At 59.6% G+C, this 19,265-nt stretch carries 15 protein-coding genes; 9 read left to right on the top strand and 6 right to left on the bottom strand.

Going from position 1 to position 19,265, the window contains the following annotated elements:
- The 6 genes from HDE80_RS21585 (at position 1) to HDE80_RS21560 (ending at position 9,540) form a co-directional block, all read left to right on the top strand.
- Positions 1-891, top strand: a complete 891-nt coding sequence (locus tag HDE80_RS21585) for an ABC transporter permease subunit (RefSeq protein WP_184674328.1) — start codon at positions 1-3, stop codon at positions 889-891.
- Positions 888-1,994 (top strand): sn-glycerol-3-phosphate ABC transporter ATP-binding protein UgpC, encoded by a 1,107-nt coding sequence (gene ugpC, locus HDE80_RS21580; RefSeq protein WP_184674326.1) that lies wholly within the window; start codon positions 888-890, stop codon positions 1,992-1,994. The genes HDE80_RS21585 and ugpC overlap by 4 nt, the downstream gene beginning before the upstream one ends.
- Positions 1,991-2,812, top strand: coding sequence for an inositol monophosphatase family protein (locus HDE80_RS21575; RefSeq protein ID WP_221437770.1), 822 nt, complete (start codon positions 1,991-1,993; stop codon positions 2,810-2,812). The genes ugpC and HDE80_RS21575 overlap by 4 nt, the downstream gene beginning before the upstream one ends.
- A gap of 44 nt (positions 2,813-2,856) precedes the next feature.
- Positions 2,857-3,975, top strand: a complete 1,119-nt coding sequence (locus HDE80_RS21570; RefSeq protein ID WP_221437769.1) for an ROK family transcriptional regulator — start codon at positions 2,857-2,859, stop codon at positions 3,973-3,975.
- A 214-nt stretch (positions 3,976-4,189) separates the two neighbouring features.
- Positions 4,190-7,234: a pectinesterase family protein gene (locus tag HDE80_RS21565; RefSeq protein ID WP_184674320.1), complete on the top strand. Its 3,045-nt coding sequence runs from the start codon at positions 4,190-4,192 to the stop codon at positions 7,232-7,234.
- Positions 7,235-7,437: 203 nt separating this feature from the next.
- On the top strand, positions 7,438-9,540 hold the full coding sequence (locus tag HDE80_RS21560) for a LamG-like jellyroll fold domain-containing protein (protein ID WP_221437768.1): 2,103 nt from the start codon (positions 7,438-7,440) through the stop codon (positions 9,538-9,540).
- A gap of 905 nt (positions 9,541-10,445) precedes the next feature.
- Here HDE80_RS21560 and HDE80_RS21555 read toward each other — a convergent pair.
- Positions 10,446-10,781 (bottom strand): MGMT family protein, encoded by a 336-nt coding sequence (locus HDE80_RS21555; RefSeq protein WP_184674356.1) that lies wholly within the window; start codon positions 10,779-10,781, stop codon positions 10,446-10,448.
- 139 nt (positions 10,782-10,920) lie between these two features.
- Here HDE80_RS21555 and HDE80_RS21550 point away from each other — a divergent pair, with 139 nt between their 5' ends.
- Positions 10,921-11,325, top strand: a complete 405-nt coding sequence (locus tag HDE80_RS21550) for a hypothetical protein (protein WP_184600848.1) — start codon at positions 10,921-10,923, stop codon at positions 11,323-11,325.
- Between the two features lie 21 nt (positions 11,326-11,346).
- On the opposite strand, the gene HDE80_RS21545 is transcribed toward HDE80_RS21550, so the two are convergent.
- Both HDE80_RS21545 and HDE80_RS21540 read right to left on the bottom strand, forming a co-directional pair.
- Positions 11,347-12,465 (bottom strand): inorganic phosphate transporter, encoded by a 1,119-nt coding sequence (locus HDE80_RS21545; protein ID WP_184674316.1) that lies wholly within the window; start codon positions 12,463-12,465, stop codon positions 11,347-11,349.
- A gap of 96 nt (positions 12,466-12,561) precedes the next feature.
- Positions 12,562-13,191 (bottom strand): pit accessory protein, encoded by a 630-nt coding sequence (locus HDE80_RS21540; RefSeq protein ID WP_184600846.1) that lies wholly within the window; start codon positions 13,189-13,191, stop codon positions 12,562-12,564.
- A 134-nt stretch (positions 13,192-13,325) separates the two neighbouring features.
- Here HDE80_RS21540 and HDE80_RS21535 point away from each other — a divergent pair, with 134 nt between their 5' ends.
- Positions 13,326-14,651 carry a hemolysin family protein gene (locus HDE80_RS21535; protein WP_184674354.1) on the top strand — a complete coding sequence of 442 codons (1,326 nt, stop codon included), beginning with the start codon at positions 13,326-13,328 and terminating at the stop codon, positions 14,649-14,651.
- 66 nt (positions 14,652-14,717) lie between these two features.
- Here HDE80_RS21535 and HDE80_RS21530 read toward each other — a convergent pair whose 3' ends face one another.
- Positions 14,718-15,515, bottom strand: a complete 798-nt coding sequence (locus tag HDE80_RS21530) for an RNA methyltransferase (protein ID WP_184674314.1) — start codon at positions 15,513-15,515, stop codon at positions 14,718-14,720.
- A 147-nt stretch (positions 15,516-15,662) separates the two neighbouring features.
- Between HDE80_RS21530 and HDE80_RS21525 the strand changes: the two genes are divergently transcribed.
- On the top strand, positions 15,663-16,466 hold the full coding sequence (locus HDE80_RS21525; RefSeq protein WP_184600844.1) for an inositol monophosphatase family protein: 804 nt from the start codon (positions 15,663-15,665) through the stop codon (positions 16,464-16,466).
- 142 nt (positions 16,467-16,608) lie between these two features.
- On the opposite strand, the gene HDE80_RS21520 is transcribed toward HDE80_RS21525, so the two are convergent.
- Positions 16,609-17,346, bottom strand: a complete 738-nt coding sequence (locus tag HDE80_RS21520; RefSeq protein ID WP_184674312.1) for a DUF2968 domain-containing protein — start codon at positions 17,344-17,346, stop codon at positions 16,609-16,611.
- 139 nt (positions 17,347-17,485) lie between these two features.
- Positions 17,486-19,261 (bottom strand): TadG family pilus assembly protein, encoded by a 1,776-nt coding sequence (locus tag HDE80_RS21515; RefSeq protein WP_184674310.1) that lies wholly within the window; start codon positions 19,259-19,261, stop codon positions 17,486-17,488.
- Positions 19,262-19,265 lie beyond the last annotated feature (4 nt).

The following is a 19,265-nucleotide window of genomic DNA, read 5'->3' as shown; positions in this document are numbered from 1 at the left end:
ATGGTCGAACGTCACCCGCTATTGAAAACCACCACCTTGATCTTGCTGGTTGTGGGTTTGGTCTTTGCACTGGGACCCATCTATCTCGCGTTGTGTTCGGCTTCGGTAACGAGCCGGCAGATTCTTGTTCATGGATTGGCTTTGCTGCCAGGCAGCCATCTCTGGGAAAACCTGCGTATCGTTATGCGCGATGCACGCATCGGAACTATGCTTTTCAACAGCTGCGTGGTGTCGCTGATCGTCGTAACCGGCAAATTGGCATTGGCCTCTACCAGTGCTTTCGCCGTGGTGTATTTCCGCTCACGCATCCGGCATGTGGTGTTCTGGGGCACATTCGTCACACTGTTGTTGCCGTTGGAAGTGCGCATCGTGCCGACTTACGCGGTGGCATCCGATCTGTTCGAGCCGCTTCGCAGGCTGATCGCTGCCGTTACCGGACTACATCTGTCGGTGTCGATAAATCTGCTCGACAGTTACGCCGGCCTGTCCTTGCCTTTGATGGCCTCAGCTACGGGCACCTTCTTGTTCCGCCAGTTCTACCTCACCGTGCCGACCGAACTTTCGGAGGCTGCGCGGATGGACGGCGCGGGCCCGATTCGCTTCTTCATCGACATCCTGTTACCGCTGTCCAAGGCCAATTTCGCAGCCCTTGGCACCATCGTTTTTCTTGGCACCTGGAAGGATTATATGTGGCCTCTCGTCGCTACCAGCCGACCTGACATGCGCACCATTTCGCTGGGTATTGCCACGTTTCTGCCGACTGAGACCGGCCAGCCTCCGGAATGGAATCTGGTCATGGCGGCGGCGTTGATTGCACTTGCGCCGCCGCTGTTCGTGATGGGGCTGACGCAACGCTGGTTTGTACGCGGCGTGACGGGGATAGGCAAATGAGCGCTGCAGCGATTCGCGTCCAAGGGCTATCGAAGCGCTTTGGCAGCCGTGTGGTCATGAACGACCTCGACATCGATTTTGCGGCGGGACAATTCACCGTTGTGCTGGGGCCTTCCGGTTGCGGCAAATCCACGCTGCTACGGTCGATTGCTGGCCTGGAAGAGGCCGATCGCGGCACGGTGCATATCGGCGGCGCTGACGTCACCCGCACCCCGCCCCAGCACCGTGGTTGCGCGATGGTGTTTCAGAACTACGCGCTGTATCCGCACATGAGCGTGAGCGACAACATCGGCTATGCCCTCAAACTGGCCGGATTGGACCGTAAAGAACGTGAACGCCGAATCGGTGAGGCCGCCGAATTATTGGGGCTTGGCGCGCTTCTGGATCGTCGCCCCGCTCAGCTCTCTGGCGGCCAACGCCAGCGGGTAGCTATCGGCCGTGCCATCGCGCGACGACAGCGTGTGCTGCTGTTTGACGAGCCGTTATCGAACCTCGATGCCAAATTGCGTCAAGAGATGCGCATCGAGCTACGCCGCCTGCATGATGAGATTGGTGCGACGACCATCTTCGTTACCCACGACCAGACCGAGGCGATGACATTGGCCGACCATATCGTGCTGCTGAATAACGGACTCGTCGAACAAGCGGGCACACCGATGGCGCTTTACCACCAGCCACGCACGACCTTTGTCGCTGGTTTCATTGGAACGCCCCCGATGAATCTGCTGACCGCGCGCCATGAAGGCCACGACATAGTCGTCGACGGCGGCGGCTGTTTCCCTGCCGCCATCAAGGCGAATTCATCGGCCGCCGTGATGATCGGTATCCGACCGGAAGCCATCGATCTCGATGATCCACGCGGCATGGCGGCCGTCGTAGAGGCAGCCGAAGACTTGGGGAGTCATCGGGTCATCTATGCTCGTATCGGACAGCAGCGTGTCCTGGTTACCTACAGCGGTACGCGCACTTATGTCCGGGGTGAAACACTCCGCCTGAGCTTTTCATCACAGGCCATCTGCTGTTTCGACGCTATCAGTGGCGAACGCATCGAACCATACAGCACCCGACCCGCTTCTTTTTTGGCAGAAGGATGTCAACCTTGATTGATTTATATGCGCGTCTGCAGGCTGCCATTACCCTTGTCGAGAAAGGCGGCGATATTGCTCGCCGCTATTTTTCCGAACGTGAACAACTGACAACCACGTACAAAGGATTGATGGACTTCGCAAGCGACGCTGACACTACTGTCGAGCGATTTGTGCGCGATGAAATTGACACGCACTTTCCAGGTGAGGCAGTGGTCGGCGAGGAACTGGGCGGTGAACTGTGTGCGCATGCCTGGGTTGTCGATCCGATCGATGGCACCGGTAATTTTCTCCGCGGCTCACCGCTATGGGGCGTCGCAGTGGCCTACATAGCCGACACCATTCCGGTGATCGGAGCGATTCGTTATCCGGCTTTGGACATGACCGTCGCCGCCGGCGCAGGCCTGGGCTTTTTCCTCAATGGCGTGCAGATAGAGCGCAAGGTTCCGTTTCCCGATGTCCGCATCGCCGCCATCGGTACCAATCCAATGTGGGCAACCACACAATCCGCGGCGCTTGAGGCCGAACTCAAACGCCGTCGCTGGTCCGTCACAGGCTATCGCTGCGCCACTATTGGTATGGGGTTTGCGGCACTAGGGCATGTCGATGGTTATTTCGAGGACTACACCAATCTCTGGGACGTTGCGGCAGGCATGGTGTTGTGTCGCGAGGCAGGTCTTATTGTCGATGCGGACTACACCACCCGCCGTCGCGGTGTGCGTATTGCTGTGGGTACCGAGCCGCTAATGCGTGTAGCCGGACCTCTGTGGTCGAAATTGAGCGGCGAATGTTGCGATGGTCACGCCTATATGTCCAAGAGTGAAGCAAATCCATGAACGCGAAAAGGGGGGGAAAGACGGCCTCACTATCAAAGCCTGCCGTGCCGAAAAAAAACGACGGTCTTTTGCTATCTCCTAGCGAGCGATTGATCCTCAATATCGTCCGCCGCCATGGCACGATGGCGCGAGCAGCCATCGCCGCCGAAACCGATATGGTGCAGCAATCGGTGCATCGCCTGGTCGAGCAGTTGATAGCGCGCGGGCTGCTGCGCGCAGGTGCCACCATCCGCAATGGTCGTGGCCAGCCTAGTCCGCGCATCGAGCTGGTGCGTGAAGCGGCATATACCGCCGGCATCTCCATCAACACCGATTCCATCACGCTGTGCCTGGCTGACCTGAGCTGCCACATCCTGGAAGAAGTACATATCCGGACCCCGCCCACGCACCGTAACGCATCGCTGACGGCCATCGGCGACGCACTGGAGCGCATCCTCGCGCGCAATGGCGTATCGCGCGAAAAACTGGTCGGTGTCGGCGTGGCGATCGGTGGATTTTTCGTCGCCGGGCGACGTCAGATGAACGCGCCCGAGCCCTTGCAGGATTGGTCGCTGATCGATCTGGTGCCGATCCTGGAGGAGGCGTTGCATTTGCCAGTTTGGCTCGAAAACAATGCGACCACGGCAGCGATTGGCGAGAGCCTGCTCGGCGCCGGACTGTGGGCGCAGAACTTCGCCTATCTCTCTTTCAACTATGGCTTCGGTGCCGGCATGGTCGTCGGCGGCAAGCCGCTGTTCGGCACGCATGGCAATGCGGGTGAACTCACCTTGTTCACACCGGAGGAAGCCGCGCATCGACCCACGCTGAGTTCGCTGATGACCGAATTGCGCGCCAACGGTATCGCGATCGACTCAGTGGAAGATTTGCGCCAGCGTTTCGATCCGACATGGCCGGGTGTGGAAAGCTGGATTCAACGCACACTGCCGGCGCTGAATCGCACTGTCAACGCCATGACCGGCTTGTTCGATCCGGAAGCCATCGTGTTCGGCGGGCAATTACCGCTGCCGCTGGGGCGCATGTTGATCGAGCGCGTGCGATTCGTCGATATCCATCGCTACGGCGTGGGCCCGGATCGGCCCAAGCTGGTATTGACTGAAACCAATGGCGATACCTCGGCCATCGGCGCCGCTCTTCTACCTCTGAAGGAGCGATTGTTCGAATAAACCAAACCACGTTTTTCCCGCACTAAGCACAAGCACGTACTCGAACTACGTCTGCCATTGGGGCAGACGGGCCGCCCAAGAACACTAAGACAGGGATTTCCGACGTTATTGAACTTCGACGCTTTGCGCCGATGCAGGTTTCTGCATGCTTTTTTTCATCCATGCCTGATAGCAATCCCACCCAAGTACCCCACTACTGACTGGAGTCTTTACCGTGAAGCACTTGTTCAAACGTAAACGCAGTTCGCTATTGATAGCGCAGACTCTAGCCGTTATGGCAGCGAGCCTGGCGATTCCCGCGCATGCCCAGTATTACAACGTGATTGACAGCAATACCCGGACGACCCTCATCGGCCTTCTGCAATTTCGTTTGCCAGGCGGTGCAAACAACCTCTCGGCCTACGACAAAGCTCCGGTGATTGTGGCCGCGCATCGGGGCGTGGTGGACGAGAATCATCCGGAAAATACCGTCGAGTCCGCAGTCAATACCATGAACTACGGCATTGAAAGTCTCGAACTGGACGTTTACGAAAGCAGCGACCATGTGCCCTACCTGATGCACGATAAAACTCTGCAGCGCATGGTCAATCGTCCGGAATACTCGGACATTTATCGCTGGGCACGGGAAGGCGGCGCCGCTGACTTGGAAACGCCCTCATGGTCCGACATTACCACCTCGCGGATGTGTACCGGCGCGGACGGCTACGGCAAGACCGACGCTCATCCCTTCTGTTACGACAGCAGCACGGCTGCCATGTTTCCCGACTCGCTCGAGGACGCTTTCCAGGCACTGTACAACGACAGCTACGAGGGCCTGGTATTCCTTGATCTACGCGAATACCAAAACGTGAGGGATGTGGCGGCACAAGTCGCCCGTGATGTGGCCGCTGGCAATCAATACGGTTTATGGGTGGCCAGGCATGTCGTACTCAAGTTCCAGACGGTGCTGTTCAACGGGCCGGAAGACTTCTATCAAAAGACCGCTAATTACTACCAGACAAGTTATGGCGGCACGCTGACGGAATCGAGCCTTGCCCAGTTGTATGTGATGCCGGTCTATACATCCAATGTAGCGGCGAACCAGGACGGCGGCGGTGCCAACGATTGGGCCATAAACGATTACAGCAACTGGATCAATTGGAATGAGGGCAACAACAACGTGTTGTCGCCAGAAGCCAGCCTCAAAGCCATCGGCAGCAGCCTTAACTATGGTCAAGACGATATGTTTACGATCCTATGGCAGGCTGGTCGGAATATCGGTGCCTACATTCCCGAATCGCTATGCACGGTGGCCCAACCGAGCGCGAGCAACGCCAACCTCAGCGGTAGCGAGGGCACCTATTGGGAGGGCGGCTTCTGCGGTCCTGTCGTACCTCCGATGAACGCCAACGAATGCGGCAATGCCAGTACGACGGAGTTCAACCGCGGGGGTATTGGTTGCACTGACCATCGTCCGTTCACCGAGTTCTGGCACGATTACGCCAACTTCGGTTTCATCATCACTGACCGTGCGGAAGCAGCGGTGCAGTACCTCTCGGGGTTTCCTGGCCAGCGTCCCAGTAACGCAAATACAAGCTGCACAGGCTCCACCACTGGCTCTTGCAACGAGGTCATCCACCTCCAGCAGCCTGCGCTGGTGGTCGCCGCCGACGGCAGTGGCAGCTATACCACCATCAATGCCGCGCTGGCTGCCATGCCTGCCGCTGGCGGCATGATCCAGATCCGTCCCGGTACGTATCACGAAAAGGTCAACATTACCCAACCCAACGTGGAGCTGGTAGGTACAGGCAGCGATGCTTCCCAGGTGGTGATCACCAACGACGACTACTCAGGCAAGGTCGATGCCCTTGGCAATACACTGACCACCAGCACCAGCTACACCGTCAAAGCCAGCGGCGCCAATTTCTACGCCAGTAACCTGACCATCCAGAACACCGCCGACTACGAGTCACCCAATTTCCAGAACAATGGACAGGCCGTAGCCTTGTTCTCGCTGGGCGATCGCGCCGTGTTCCGCGCGGTGCTGCTGCTGGGTGGCCAGGACACGCTCTATCTCGGTAACGACAGCCGCGCCTACTTCAATAACAGCTATATCGAAGGCTACGTCGACTACATCTTCGGTAATGGCAAGGTGGTGTTCGACAACTGCCTGATCAAGACCAAGGTGCATGGCGACCTTAACGGCGAAGCGACCATCACTGCGCAGAACCGTGCGAGCGCGAGCGAAGACAGTGGTTTCGTGTTCACCAACTCGCAACTGCTGTTCGACAGCCCGTACATGACCAATGTCTGGTTGGGTCGTCCATGGGGAGCCTACGCCACCACTTACTTCCTCAATACCAAGATGGGTCCGGAAGTTGTAAAGCAAGGCTGGATCGAATTCATTCCGCTACCGGTTTCGCAAGGCGGTACCAACAACCTGCCCACCTCGACGTATCGCGAGTACGACTCGTATTACCCCGGCGCCAACAGCACCTGGACGACCTTCGATCTCAGCCAACGCGAAAGCACCTCGCCGCAGAGCAATGTGCCGCTCACTTCGTCGCAAGCCGCGGCACTGGCGCCCAACGTCTATCTGGCCGGTAGCGATAGCTGGACACCGACCTCCGTCACTTACGGCGGCAATACCAACCAGACACTGCCCGTTCCCACGCCCGCCGTCGGCGTACCCAACGCCCCGATCATCACGGCCACCACCGGCGGCAACGGCAATATCCAGGTGACCTGGGCCGGTCAGCCCGCCAACCCGGTCGAGCAGGGCTACACGCTCACCGCCACGCAGGACGGCAACACGTTCGGGCCGGTCAGCCTGCCACCCTCCGCTTCCACCAGCTATATCGATGGTCTGGCTAACGGCGTACCGGCGAAAATTACGGTGATGGAGTTCAACGCGCAGGGCAGTAGCGGCCCGTCGATTTCGAGTTCAGTGACACCGGTATCCCACGATCCGAGCGCACCAACCGACGTCCAGGTAACGCCAACTTCCAACTCGGCGACAGTGAATTTCAGCATCAAGGACCAAGGCATCCAGCCCGTATTCGGCGGTACGGTTGCTCATGCTGGCGTCTATGGCGCGCTGTATGCGAGCCAGGCCGATGCCTATGCCGGCAATGCGATCGCCGGTACCAACCAAGGGTTCACCACCAGCAGTTGGACCGTAACCAACTTGCAGCCCAACACTACGTACTGGTTATCGCTACAGGCCTATAACGGCTATTGGAGTCCGATAATGATCACGTCGTTTACCACTAATCAATAAAGCACTAACAGTCACGTAGACGTTCTCCGCATACAACCTGATCCAACTCGGCTCCTATCACTAAATGATAGGAGCCTTCTTTTAATGGTAGTCACTTCTGGATGGAGTCCCTGGTGAAAAAATTGAAATCGCACAAAGCGTGCACACGCGTTGAGCAATTCCCACCCACAGCCTCCGAACACGAACCAGCATTGGACCATGGCTTGATCGACGCCGACTTGTCGCGTCGTGGCTTTCTGTTTGGCTTGGGCTCCCTGGCACTCATGGCCTGCACTGGCCGCACATTCGCTTCGCAGCTCGGGACGATAAGCAGCAACGTTCCCAGCGCATTTGCGCATCCCGGTCTGATGCATACGCAGGCCGATTTTGTTCGGATGGCGCAGAAACACATCAGGTCACCCTGGGTCGGTAGTTGGGATTTGCTAGTCGCCAGCCCCAAGGCAACGCTTTCGTATAGCTCCGCCCCTGTGTCCACAATTTATCGTGGTCGCGATGTGACGCAGAATTTTTCGAGGCTCTATAACGAGTGCGCTGCGATGTACGGTATGGCGTTGCGGTGGAAGATTACGGGCGACGCGACATATGCCGCCAAAGCCACGAGCATGCTCAACGGCTGGGCCTCCACCCTGACCTCGATCCAAGGCAGAGACCGCGCGCTGGTCTCCGGCCCCCAAGGCTTCGAGCTTGCCAATATCGCGGAAATGCTGCGCGACTATAGCGGCTTCACTGACGGCAATTTAGCCTCAGTCAAGAACATGTTACGCACCATCTTCTATCCGATTTCGCATGACTTGCTGAGCAATCACGGTGGTCGCAGCCCACTGCAGATCAATGCCAACTGGTATCTCTTCAACATGGCCGCCATCATGGCCATCGGCATCCTGTGCGACGACCGGGTACTGTTTGACGAAGCTGTTGGCTATTTCAAGACGGGCAATGGCAATGGCTGTGTCATGCGTGCCGCGTACTACATGCATCCAGGTTATCTGTGCCAGTGGCAGGAATCCGGCCGCGACCAACCCCACACCATGGACGGCATAGCGGCTATGGCCGTAGTGTGCGAAATGGCCTGGCATCAGGGCGTGGACCTTTACGGCTACGACAACAACCGTTTCCTGGCCGGGACAGAGTATTCCGCCAAGGCAAACGTTATTGCATCGGGGACCACTTACTACACCGTTCCGTATGTGCCCTACCAGAACGGTGTCTACACCTGGAACACATTCTCAATCCTGAAGCAAGGCGACGCGACGCCATGCTGGGCTCTTATCTACAACCATTACGTCAACCGCAAGGGGCTTGCCGCGCCGTACTCCACCAAGAAGGCACTCGCCATTCAACCTGAAGGGGGCGACTGGGACTTTATTGGTTACGGCACCCTGGCCTACACGCTGGACGCGATTCCCACCGGCGCAGCACCGAGCGGACTTTCTGGTTACATCAGCGCGGGCGCTGTCGTGTTGTCCTGGTGGGGCGGTGTCTATGCCATCGACTACACCGTCAAGCGCTCCGCGCAGGCGGGCGGGCCATATACAACAGTCGCAAGCGGCATCACGGATTTGCTCACCTATACCGATACCCCACCAGCCCCTGGCACCTGGTATTACATCGTCACGGCCAACACCCCTCACGGTGAAAGTGCGCCGTCCAACGAGACAGCCGTGCTGACGGGCACACACTTGCATACGCATCTGCCATTCAACAACACGATTGGCACGAGCGCGGCAGATGCCAGCAGCAACGGCCACGCGGGCACGCTCAATGGCGGCGCTACCTGGGTCGCTGGCAAACAAGGCAACGCGCTTTCGTTGAATGGCAGCAACGGATATGTCGCCCTACCCAACCAGCTCATGGACGATGTCGCGGACTTCACGGTTTCCGTGTGGGTGTTCTGGAACGCCTCCAGAAATTCGGAGCGCGTATTCGATTTTGGCGCGGGCACCGATCGCTACCTGATGCTCACGCCATGCGCGAGCAGTGGCGTGACCTGCTTTTCCATGACCATTACCGGAGTCAGTGGTGAGCGGAGCATCAACGGCAACGCTGCACTGCCAATCGGGACCTGGGTCCATGTCGCGGTGACGCTGTCCGGCAGCGTCGGCACGCTGTACGTGAATGGCCTCGCGGTGGGCTCAAATACCGACATGTTCCTCGCTCCGTTCCGGATTTGGGATTCGAACCAAAACTGGATCGGGCGTTCCCAATACAGCAGTGACCCTTACTTCAACGGCAAGATCGATGACTTCCGCATTTATCACGGCGCCCTCAGCGTGGACGATGTCGCCTCGTTGGCGAATGCGCCATAAGCGCTAGCGCGCCGGGTGACACGTGCTCGGAGTCCCTGTCTCAGACAGGCTGATGAACCGTGACGCGTGCTCGCGCCCTGTCCGGAAATGCCAGATAGGTGCCGCCCCGTGCGCTCTGTGACATGCTCCTCCCCAGCACCGCACTCGCTTGGCTGTAAATTTGCTCCTGTCATTGACGGGCTGGGGATCGCGCCGAAGCGCTTCGATTGAAAGCTGCAGATGGACAAGGGTAAATTACAGAACGCATAGAGCAAGATCTAATGTGGCACTCCCGCGAAGCGATTGGACGTGGTTCTGGCTGAGTAATACACCTCGCGAATTGCCAACTTGTCGCTCGTCCTCATGCCCCTTTGGTTCCAAGTCATCCTAATCAGATGGTGTGTACCCATGAGCTCCTTGCGGTAAGCAGTGAAAGGCGTGTGTAGGCCCGGAAATACGGGACCAGCAGGAAGTGCGTGATCTTCTCCGCTTCACCGGAAGTGAAAGGGTCGCCAACGTGTCGCTACCCGCCTGCTTGTTGGGCGTAACTATATGCAATCCTTTTTCGAGCCAACCGGAGGCGACATATCACTTGCTCGACATGATCGCCAGCGATCCAAGGCCCGCGCTGATCAGCTGTTATGTCTCTTGGGTTCTAACTAAAACATCCGGAAAGACGCTTTCCGGCGGCGCTATTTACCAAAACTTTGTATACATAGACTTGCTTTCGGGCACGCAAGAGAAAAGTGACTCGGCCGCCGGTGGCGAACGAAAGCCCGCGGCAGGCGAGCACGTTACCGAAGTCGTTGCGGTTATCGCCGAAGATCACGGGCGTCCATCACTTCAAGCGACAAAAAAACAGCAATCCCGCGAGCACCCAACCTCTCACCTCAATCCTCTCCCCGCAGGGGAGAGGAGGCTGAAGCCTACGGCATCCCCCACAACTCCCGATCCAAATCCCCATCCAACCCAAACACCGCCAGCGCCACACGCCCGTTCTTCACCTCAACGCCTTCAGCCCGCAATAGCCGGGATTGTTCGCGGAACCCACGGCTCCCCACCGGCATCGCGATATGCCCACTGGCCCGTAGCACCCGGTACCAGGGCAACACCATCCCCTCAGGAACCTCACCCAACAGCCTCCCGACCAGACGCGCCCTGCCCGGCAACCCGGCGCGTGCCGCAATCGCCCCATAGCTCGCAACGCGTCCATAGGGAATCGCTGCGATCGCCGCGTAAACGCGTGCATGCTTTTCGTCGATGATCGAATTCATCAGCCCTGCTCTCAGCCAAGGTGCGCCGCACGACACACTACGCGACAGCACGGACCGCTGCCAACGCGACGTTAACGCATGGTCGTGGCAAAGTAGAGCGCCCAACGCAAGCGAAGGAAGTCGCACCATGCGCCACTTCGAAGCCGTGAGATCACATATCGGCAGCCAGCACGCGCTGCGCCACAACGATCCGTATCTGATCAGTTTCGATCTGGAGCTGTCGGAGGATCGCCATCAGGGCATTTATCTGGCGGAACTCGAAGACGAAGCCGAGCGGCGCTATTTGCGCATATCGACACCGATCGGCCCGCTGGCCGGTACGGATCCGAGCCGCTGCCTGCGCTTCAACTGGCAGCAGCGCACCGGTTTTCTGGCCGTAGCCGACCTGGATGGCGCACCGTACCTGCACCTGTGCGAAAACCGGCCATATGAATTTCTCGACCGCAACGAACTGCAGCGGTTGATTGGCGAACTGGGTACGCTCGGTGATCAGCTGGAGCAGATCATCAACGCGACCGAAAACGCGCTGTAACGCTGCTTGGCCGATTGTCTTCTACAAGAACATCTTCACGGCTTTGACAAAACCGTAGGCGAGCAGCGCGGTCACCGGCAAGGTGAGTATCCATGCCCAGACCATGCGCTCGACCACCGACCAGCGGATCGCACTGAAGCGCTTGGCCGCACCGACACCCATGATCGATGCCGATACGTTGTGCGTGGTCGACACCGGAATGCCGAACATCGATGCGGTGAGGATCACCGCCGCCGAACTGGTTTCGGCGGCGAAACCATTGATCGGATGCAGCTTGACCATCTTGTGACCCAGCGTCTTGATGATGCGCCAGCCACCACCAGCAGTGCCCGCAGCCATGGTCAGCGCGCAGACCACTTTCACCCAGATCGGGATAGCGAAACCGCCCGCGGTGTTCTCGGCAATTTTCAGAAAACCCAGCCATTGCGGCAGCTGATCGAACTGATGTGCCGCGGTGCCGCCGGCCAGTGCCAGCGCGATGATACCCATGCTTTTCTGCGCGTCGTTCATGCCGTGTGCCACGCCCATCGCGGTCGCTGACACGATCTGCGCCTTGCCGAAAAAACTGTTGACGAAGGGCGTGCGGCCGAATCGGTGCAGCCAGTTGTGCCGGTTGGCGAACCAGGCCAGCAGCGCGTACAGCGCGCCCATCAGAACGAACGCGACGATGAAACCAGCCAGTGGCGACAGCACCATTGGAATGATCACCTTGGGAATCACGCCGTGCCCGGTAATCAGGTTGCCCTGTGCCCAGATCACCGAGCCGAAGTCGTTGTCCGACGCGGCCAGTGCGGCGCCGACCAGCGCACCGACCAGCGCATGACTGGAGCTGGACGGCAGGCCAAGCCACCAGGTGATCAAGTTCCAGACGATGGCCGCCAATAGTGCACAGATCACCAGTTGCGGGCCGACGTCGACCACACCGGCATTGATCAACCCCGACGCGATGGTGGCCGCCACGGCGGTACCGAGCATCGCGCCAAGCAGGTTGGTGACGGCCGCCAGCAGCACAGCCTGACCCGGCGAGAGCACCTTGGTGGCAACCACGGTGGCGATGGAATTGGCGGTGTCGTGAAAACCATTGATATAGGTGAAAGCCAGGGCGATCAGCACCTCGGCGACGACCAGGCCGAGACTCATTCCTGATCTCCGGCAATACGTCGCTTGCGACTGAGCGACGAGATCACGATCGAATGGCGCGCTCTTCTAAAGATGCTGAGGATCACCGCGCCGTCCTCAGGAATTCTTGAGCACAATCGAGTAGACGATGTTGCCGACATCGCGGCATTTGTCGATCGCCTTCTCGATCAGCTCGAACAGATCCTTCGCCAGCATCGCACGCATGGCATCACCACCTTCAACGTACAAGGTGCGATAGGGATCGAGCAGCATGCGGTCGCCCTCGGACTCCAGCGCCTGCAGGCGGTCCTGCAGTTTCTTGACCGGGTCGATGCGCAGGCCGCGGCGCAGCTCGCCGATCATCTCCTCGACCACCTGGCTGGAACGCTCCAACACCAGCGCGCGCTGGGCAAAGTTCACACCAACCAGGCGATTGGAAACAATCTCGTAACGCTCGGCAAATTTCTCGATGGTCTTGGGAATCTTGTACAGCGCCGAGTTCAGCGCCTCGATATCCTCGCGGTCCAGCGCGGTGACGAAGGTATTGACCAGGCCTTCGCTGATCTGTCCGGCCAACGCCTTTTCGCGGGCGCGGGTGGCCGTGAAGGCCGCCATGACCGAACCCTGACCGGGCTTGCTGAGCAACTCGTGCAAGGCTTTGGCGCTCTCGCAGACGGTGGCGGCGCTCTGTTCAAGCAGGCCATAGAACTTGTCGCCTTTGCCGAAAATCGTCTGCAGTGAAAACATGCGGGCCATGCCTGAGGAAGCGAGATGACGGGCATGTTACAGGACGCCCGCCGCGCCCCGCAGCACTCCCCACGTGAACTACGGCCCGCATGCCCTTACACTGGAGCCATGTCCCGGAAGGTATTCTCAACGCGATGCTGATTGAAATTGCGCTCGTCTTCGTGCTGGCGCTGTGCAACGGTTTTTTCGCTTTGTCCGAGATGGCGCTGGTCGCCTCGCGCAAAAGCCGCCTCAAGCAGATGGCGAAAACTAGCCGCCGTGCCGCGATGGCGCTGCGTCATGCCGAAGCGCCGGAGCACTTTCTTTCCACCGTGCAGGTTGGCATCACGCTGGTGATGCTGATTACCGGCTCGATCGCCGGCGACGCGCTGGGCGGCCAGATCGGCGAGATCCTGCACGATGGTGGTCACGCGGCATGGCTGGAGCCCTATGCGCGGGTACTGGGCATCGTGCTCGGCTTCGTGCTGATTTCCTTTATCCAGATCGTGATCGGCGAGCTGGTACCGAAGCGGCTGGCGCTGTCGTCGCCGGAAAAATTTTCCGGCTACATGGCTTTTCCGATGCTGGTGCTGTCACGGATCACCGCGCCGTTCGTGTGGCTGCTGAACGTGTCGAGCAACGCGCTGCTGCGGCTGATGCGGATCAACCAGCACGGCCGTGGCGTGGTGTCCGAAGAAGAGATCCGCATGCTGGTGGCCGAGAGCGCCGAACAAGGCGTGCTTGATCCGGACGAACACAACATGGTCAACCGCGTGCTGCGCCTGGGCGATCGCACGGTGGACAGCGTGATGACGCCACGCATGCGCATCGCCTGGCTGGACATCGCCGCACCACGCGAGGAAAACGTCGAGGTACTGCGGCAGACGCCTTATTCACGCTATCCGGTCTATCGCGGCGACGAGAGCGAAGTGGTCGGTGTGGTCGAGGTAAAGCGCCTGCTGCACAGCTTTGCCGATGGTCAGCTGGAGCTGTTCCAGCACCTGTCCAAGCCGCTGTTCGTACCGGCCACCGCGCGCGCGCTCGATTTGCTGGAAGAGTTCCGCGACGCGGAGACGCCGCTGGCCCTGGTGGTGGACGAATACGGCGATATCGAAGGCGTGGTGACGGTCAACGACCTGCTGGCCGCGGTCGTCGGCGTCAGCCAGATCGCCCACGGCAGCGATGCCGAAACCGGACCGATCGTGCAGCGTGCCGACGGCAGCTGGCTGATCGACGGCAGCCTTTCCACTGACGACCTGCGCGAGCTGCTGCATCTGGATCATCTACCCGGTGAAAAAGAGCACGACTTCCGCACCATTGCCGGCATGGTGATGACCGCGCTGGGCCGCATCCCGCAGACCGGCGAAGTGTTCGAATGGCGCGGCATCCGTTTTGAGGTCGTCGACCTCGACGGTGCACGCATCGATAAGTTGCTGGTGACGCGGATTGCCGAGTATGAAGCGGACGAGAAGACCGGCTAGCGCGGCTGGCGAATGCCTGGCACTGCCTGCGTGCGGCTATCCCTACAATCGATCCTTTCAGGCCCGCTATGACTGATCCGCGCTGTTTCCCGCATCGCAGTCATCGACACCTTTAATTCCAGCGAGTCGCGCCATGCGCTGCGTATCCGCCAGGATGCCGTGCAGCAGCCGCAACTCGCGCTCGTCCATCTGAATCCGCTGATAGATCTTGCGCAGGCGCAGCATCACCGTGGTCGGTGCGCGGCCTTTGTGGAAATCGATGTCGTCCAGCGTCTGCAGCAGGTGCGTGTAGAACTGCTCCATCTGCGCCGCATCGGCCGGCGGCTCGTCCTGCACGGGCTCGAACGTCGGCACGTCGCCCAGCATCGCCACGCGCAGTTCGTACGCCATCACCTGCACCGCCTGCGCCAGATTGAGCGAACTGAAATCATCCACACTGGGAATGCGCACCATCGCGTGGCAGCGCGCCAACTCATCGTTCTCCAGACCGGTGCGCTCGTTGCCGAACACCAGCGCCACGTCTTCCCCGCGCGCGGCGGCGGCCAGCGCCTGGGTAGCCGCTTCGCGTGGCGAAATTTCCGGCAGATTCACGCCGCGACGGCGGGCGGACAAGCCCAGCACGAGCCGGCTGCCGGTCAAACTTTCCACCAGCCCATCGTGGATACCGGCGTTGCCGAGCACATCATCGGCGCCGGCAGCCAGCGCATTGGCCTCTGCGTCGGGAAAGCGTGCTGGGGACACCAGCTCCAGCCGCGTAAAGCCCATCGTGCGGATCGCCCGCGCCGCACTGCCGATATTGCCCGGATGCGAGGTGCGCACCAATACATAGCGGATACGGGCGGTGAGGTTGTTGGGTGCAGACATGGCGGGGTTGCCGGTGTGTGGATCAGCGAGCAAGGATAACGGATGCGGCGCCCACCGAAGCCACGCAAATCACCCCGGAAGGCCCGAACGCCGCGCCTCTGCTAGACTTGTGCATCGCGATTCCGCTCTTTTGCAAAGTCCAAGGCCATGCCAAGACCCCACGTCACGATCGCGGCGCGCGCCGCGCGTTCTGCAGGCAACATCATCCTGCGCTACATGAACCGCATCGACGGCCTCAACATCGTCGAGAAGCAGCAGCTGGATTTCGTCTCCGAAGTCGACAAGCTGGCCGAGGCGGAAATCATCAAGGAACTTCGCCGCGCTTACCCAGATCATTCGATCCTGGCCGAGGAAAGCGGCGCCACCGGCAAGGGCCCGCTGCAGTGGGTCATTGATCCGCTGGACGGCACGCATAACTACCTGCGCGGCATCCCGCACTTCAGCGTATCCATCGCGCTGCTGGAAAAGGGCGTGCCGATTCATGCGGTGGTGTTCGACCCGCTACGCGACGAGCTGTACACCGCCAGCAAGGGCGACGGCGCCTACATCAACGATCGCCGCATGCGCGTGTCCAAGCGCGAAAATCTTGGCGGCGCAATGATCGGCACGGGTTTCCCGTTTCGTCAGCGCGAACACCTCACCGCGCAGCTGGACATTACCCGCGCGATCCTCGGCCAGGCCGAAGACATCCGCCGCTCCGGCTCCGCTGCGCTCGATCTGGCTTATGTCGCTGCCGGCCGTTACGACGGCTATTTCGAGATTGGCCTGAAGCCGTGGGATTTGGCGGCCGGCGTGCTGCTGGTCCACGAAGCCGGTGGCCGCTACTGCGACTTTGCTGGCCGCGATGGCATCCCCGCCAGCGGCAATATCGTCGCCGGCAATCTCAATGTGGCCAAGGCCATGGTCGATGCGATCGGGCAACAGGCGACGCCGGCGCTGCTGAAGGCTTGAGGCTCATACCCGACACTTCAGCACATTGGCGTTGAAGTGTTCGACCTTGCTCGATCCGAAAAGATTGCACGGAATCGCCACAGCACTTCGCTGCGAATACACCTGGAGAGCAGCGCCGCTGAAAAGCACGCCACTCAAATAATCAGGGGGACGAACCCGAAGACGCCGGCGCACTGCTGGCTGGCGTACCAGTGGAAGCCGGTGCGCTTGCCGACGGCGCCGGAGGTAGCGCCAGGTCGGGGTTGTTCTGCTGCGCTTCCAGCGCGTGGATCTGCTGCTTGACCGAATCGAGCTGAGTGCTGGTCGTGCTCAGGTCTTTGCTCAGCGAAACCGCCTGCTGCTGGGCCTGCTGCAGTTGCACCGCCACCTGTTGGGACTCGTGTTGCTGCTGCGCCGCATCCTGTTGCAGGTTCTGCAATCGCTGCTGGTTCAACGCCATCATATGTTCGGCGTATTTGTTGCCGGCCTGGAGGCGCAGTGCATCGATATCCACCTGAGCCAGCTGCTCGGTCTGTGCGACGAAGGTGCGATAGATGCTGTCGGCATTCTTCATCGAATCGGTGCTGATCACCCGCCAGAACACCTTGTCGTGGAACAGCGCGACGAAGTAGGTGAGTTTTTCAGGCTGAAACAACTCGCTGGCACCGTATGTACCGTTGTAGGTGGTGCGCATCTCGGTCAGCTGATGCGTGTCGACCAGATGCTGCAGGTAAGCCACCGAACCACCAGACGCCTCCGCCTTACCGGCGGCTGCAACCTGGCCTGCCGGTGATGGCGACCCACCGTCTGTCGCGGCAAACGCCGAAAAGCCCACAAAAGTCAGCCCGAGCATCAACCCCCGGACGCATCGTTTGGCCGCGTTGCTAGTCATTGCATTCATCCCCTGCGTTCCCGGCGATTGTACTTTGGATGGCTCTGGAATAACGGCCACCAGAAGATGTGCCGAACATTTCCTTATCCCGTGGAGTCTAAAGCCGCCGTATCGAGGGTCAAGTGGCTACTTCAGCACCATAGGTTTCTCAGTACACCAGCTGGGGAGTGGTATTGCAGTTAACCGACAGCAGGCTCACCTGGGCAGTGCCGATATTAATCCCTAGCGCCTGCAGAAGCGGACCAACCAACAGGCTATCCAGGGACGACAAAACCGGTGCCAGCGCAGTCGACAAGGTGGCGAGCAACGACGCGACCGGCGCCAAATTGATCGGAAGACCCAAAAGGTTGATGGTGACATTCAGCGACGTTGAGCCGAGCAGGCTGCCGATGAGGTTTCCAAGCACGGCCGACGACGTACCCGCCGTTTGGGTCATGCCCGACTGTTGCGAAACCGGAATTGTCGGGTCGACGCTGAACGTAAGTGCCGTGGCCGGATTGGCTGCCAATTGCACGTTGGCGGACGCAGATATCGTGGCCAGGTTAAGAACGTTGACGAGTTGAGCAAGGCTTCCACTTGAGATCAGTGAGGACCAGGACTGGCTCGTATTGTTGAACGCGGCCGACGGCAGCTTGCCAAGAAACGCATTCAATACTCCCGGAGCTGCTGTGATCGTCACACTGTCTGAGTTTGCTCCACCACTGCCCGGCACATTGCATTCGATGGCGGTTATGGTGCCGTCGGTAGGCGCTACCTCGAGGTAGAGCGGCAGATCCAGCAACTGCTGGCCGTTAATAGGTGTACTCAGCGCTGTTACGTCCAGGTCGAGTCGAATTTCCGCGGTGTGTGCAACGGTGCCCACGCCGCCGACGCCAATCTGAGGCGGTTCAACGATACTCAAGGCCAGACTGATCGTCGCCACGCCCGGTATGCTGATGCTCGTTGCCGGCAGCGCAACAGCGTTGGCGCCATCGGCTGCCAGCACGACGGCACTGAGGATATCGAGCGCGTTGACGTCGACATTGAGGGCGACATTGGGATCCTCAGTAGTTGCGTCGACGTTGAGGATCTGGCCCAGGTTGATGGGAATATTTCCGAGCTGCAGCTCAATGGCAGCGACCTGTTGATTGACAAAGGCAAGGTCAATCGTTGAGGCGCTACTACTCTGCGACAGTGCATTCACGTATGCGGTGAGAAGATCAGTGACCGTCACCTGGGTCGTCAAAACACTGTTGACGGTACCAATGTCGACAGGCAGTGCTTTGACCAGTCCCAGCAGGGAAATGTTGGCATTGGCAATGCCGTTGTAGCTCAGCAATTGCAATCCCAACGACGAGCCGAGGGCCGTACCCAGTAGTGTGCCCAGAGGGCTGCTCGGGTCGATGTTGAGCAGGCTGGAACCCACCGAGAATGCCGCGATGGGTTGACCCTGACTTGCCGCAATGGCGGTGGCATTGATACCGTCAAAACGGGCGAATCCGAAGAACGGGGTCACCGGCAGCGTTGCCTCCACCCGCACGGCATTCAAGGGCAGTGAGGAAGTCACGCTCACAAAGTGCTGAGCGCCCGCCTGGGTTGGATCCCAATGACCGCAGGTAATCACCAAGGTATCGCTAAAACCGTTATCGATCCTTGCATTGCCCAGTGCCGCGCTGTTGCTGCTGTTGTCGGTAGAGCAGGCCGTCAACTGTTGCGCGCCCGCCAGCGCAGCAAGATCCACCACTTTCTGCGTCTCGCGTTTGGCCCAATACAGGTAGCCGATTTCAACCAGCCCCAGCATGGCGACCAGACCCACCAGCATCAGCATCATGGTGACCGCCATCGAGCCACGCTGGCGTGCACGGGGCATGCGCACGAACAGGTTTGTGCATCCACGCACGCAAGACGGCAATGCTGGGCCGGTGACCTGTCCGATCGCGCTCATGACA

This window comes from Rhodanobacter sp. A1T4 (assembly GCF_014207185.1).
Taxonomy (GTDB): Bacteria; Pseudomonadota; Gammaproteobacteria; order Xanthomonadales; family Rhodanobacteraceae; genus Rhodanobacter.
The sequence above is the reverse complement of the archived record's forward strand: the minus strand, read 5'-3'. Positions and strand labels throughout refer to the sequence as shown.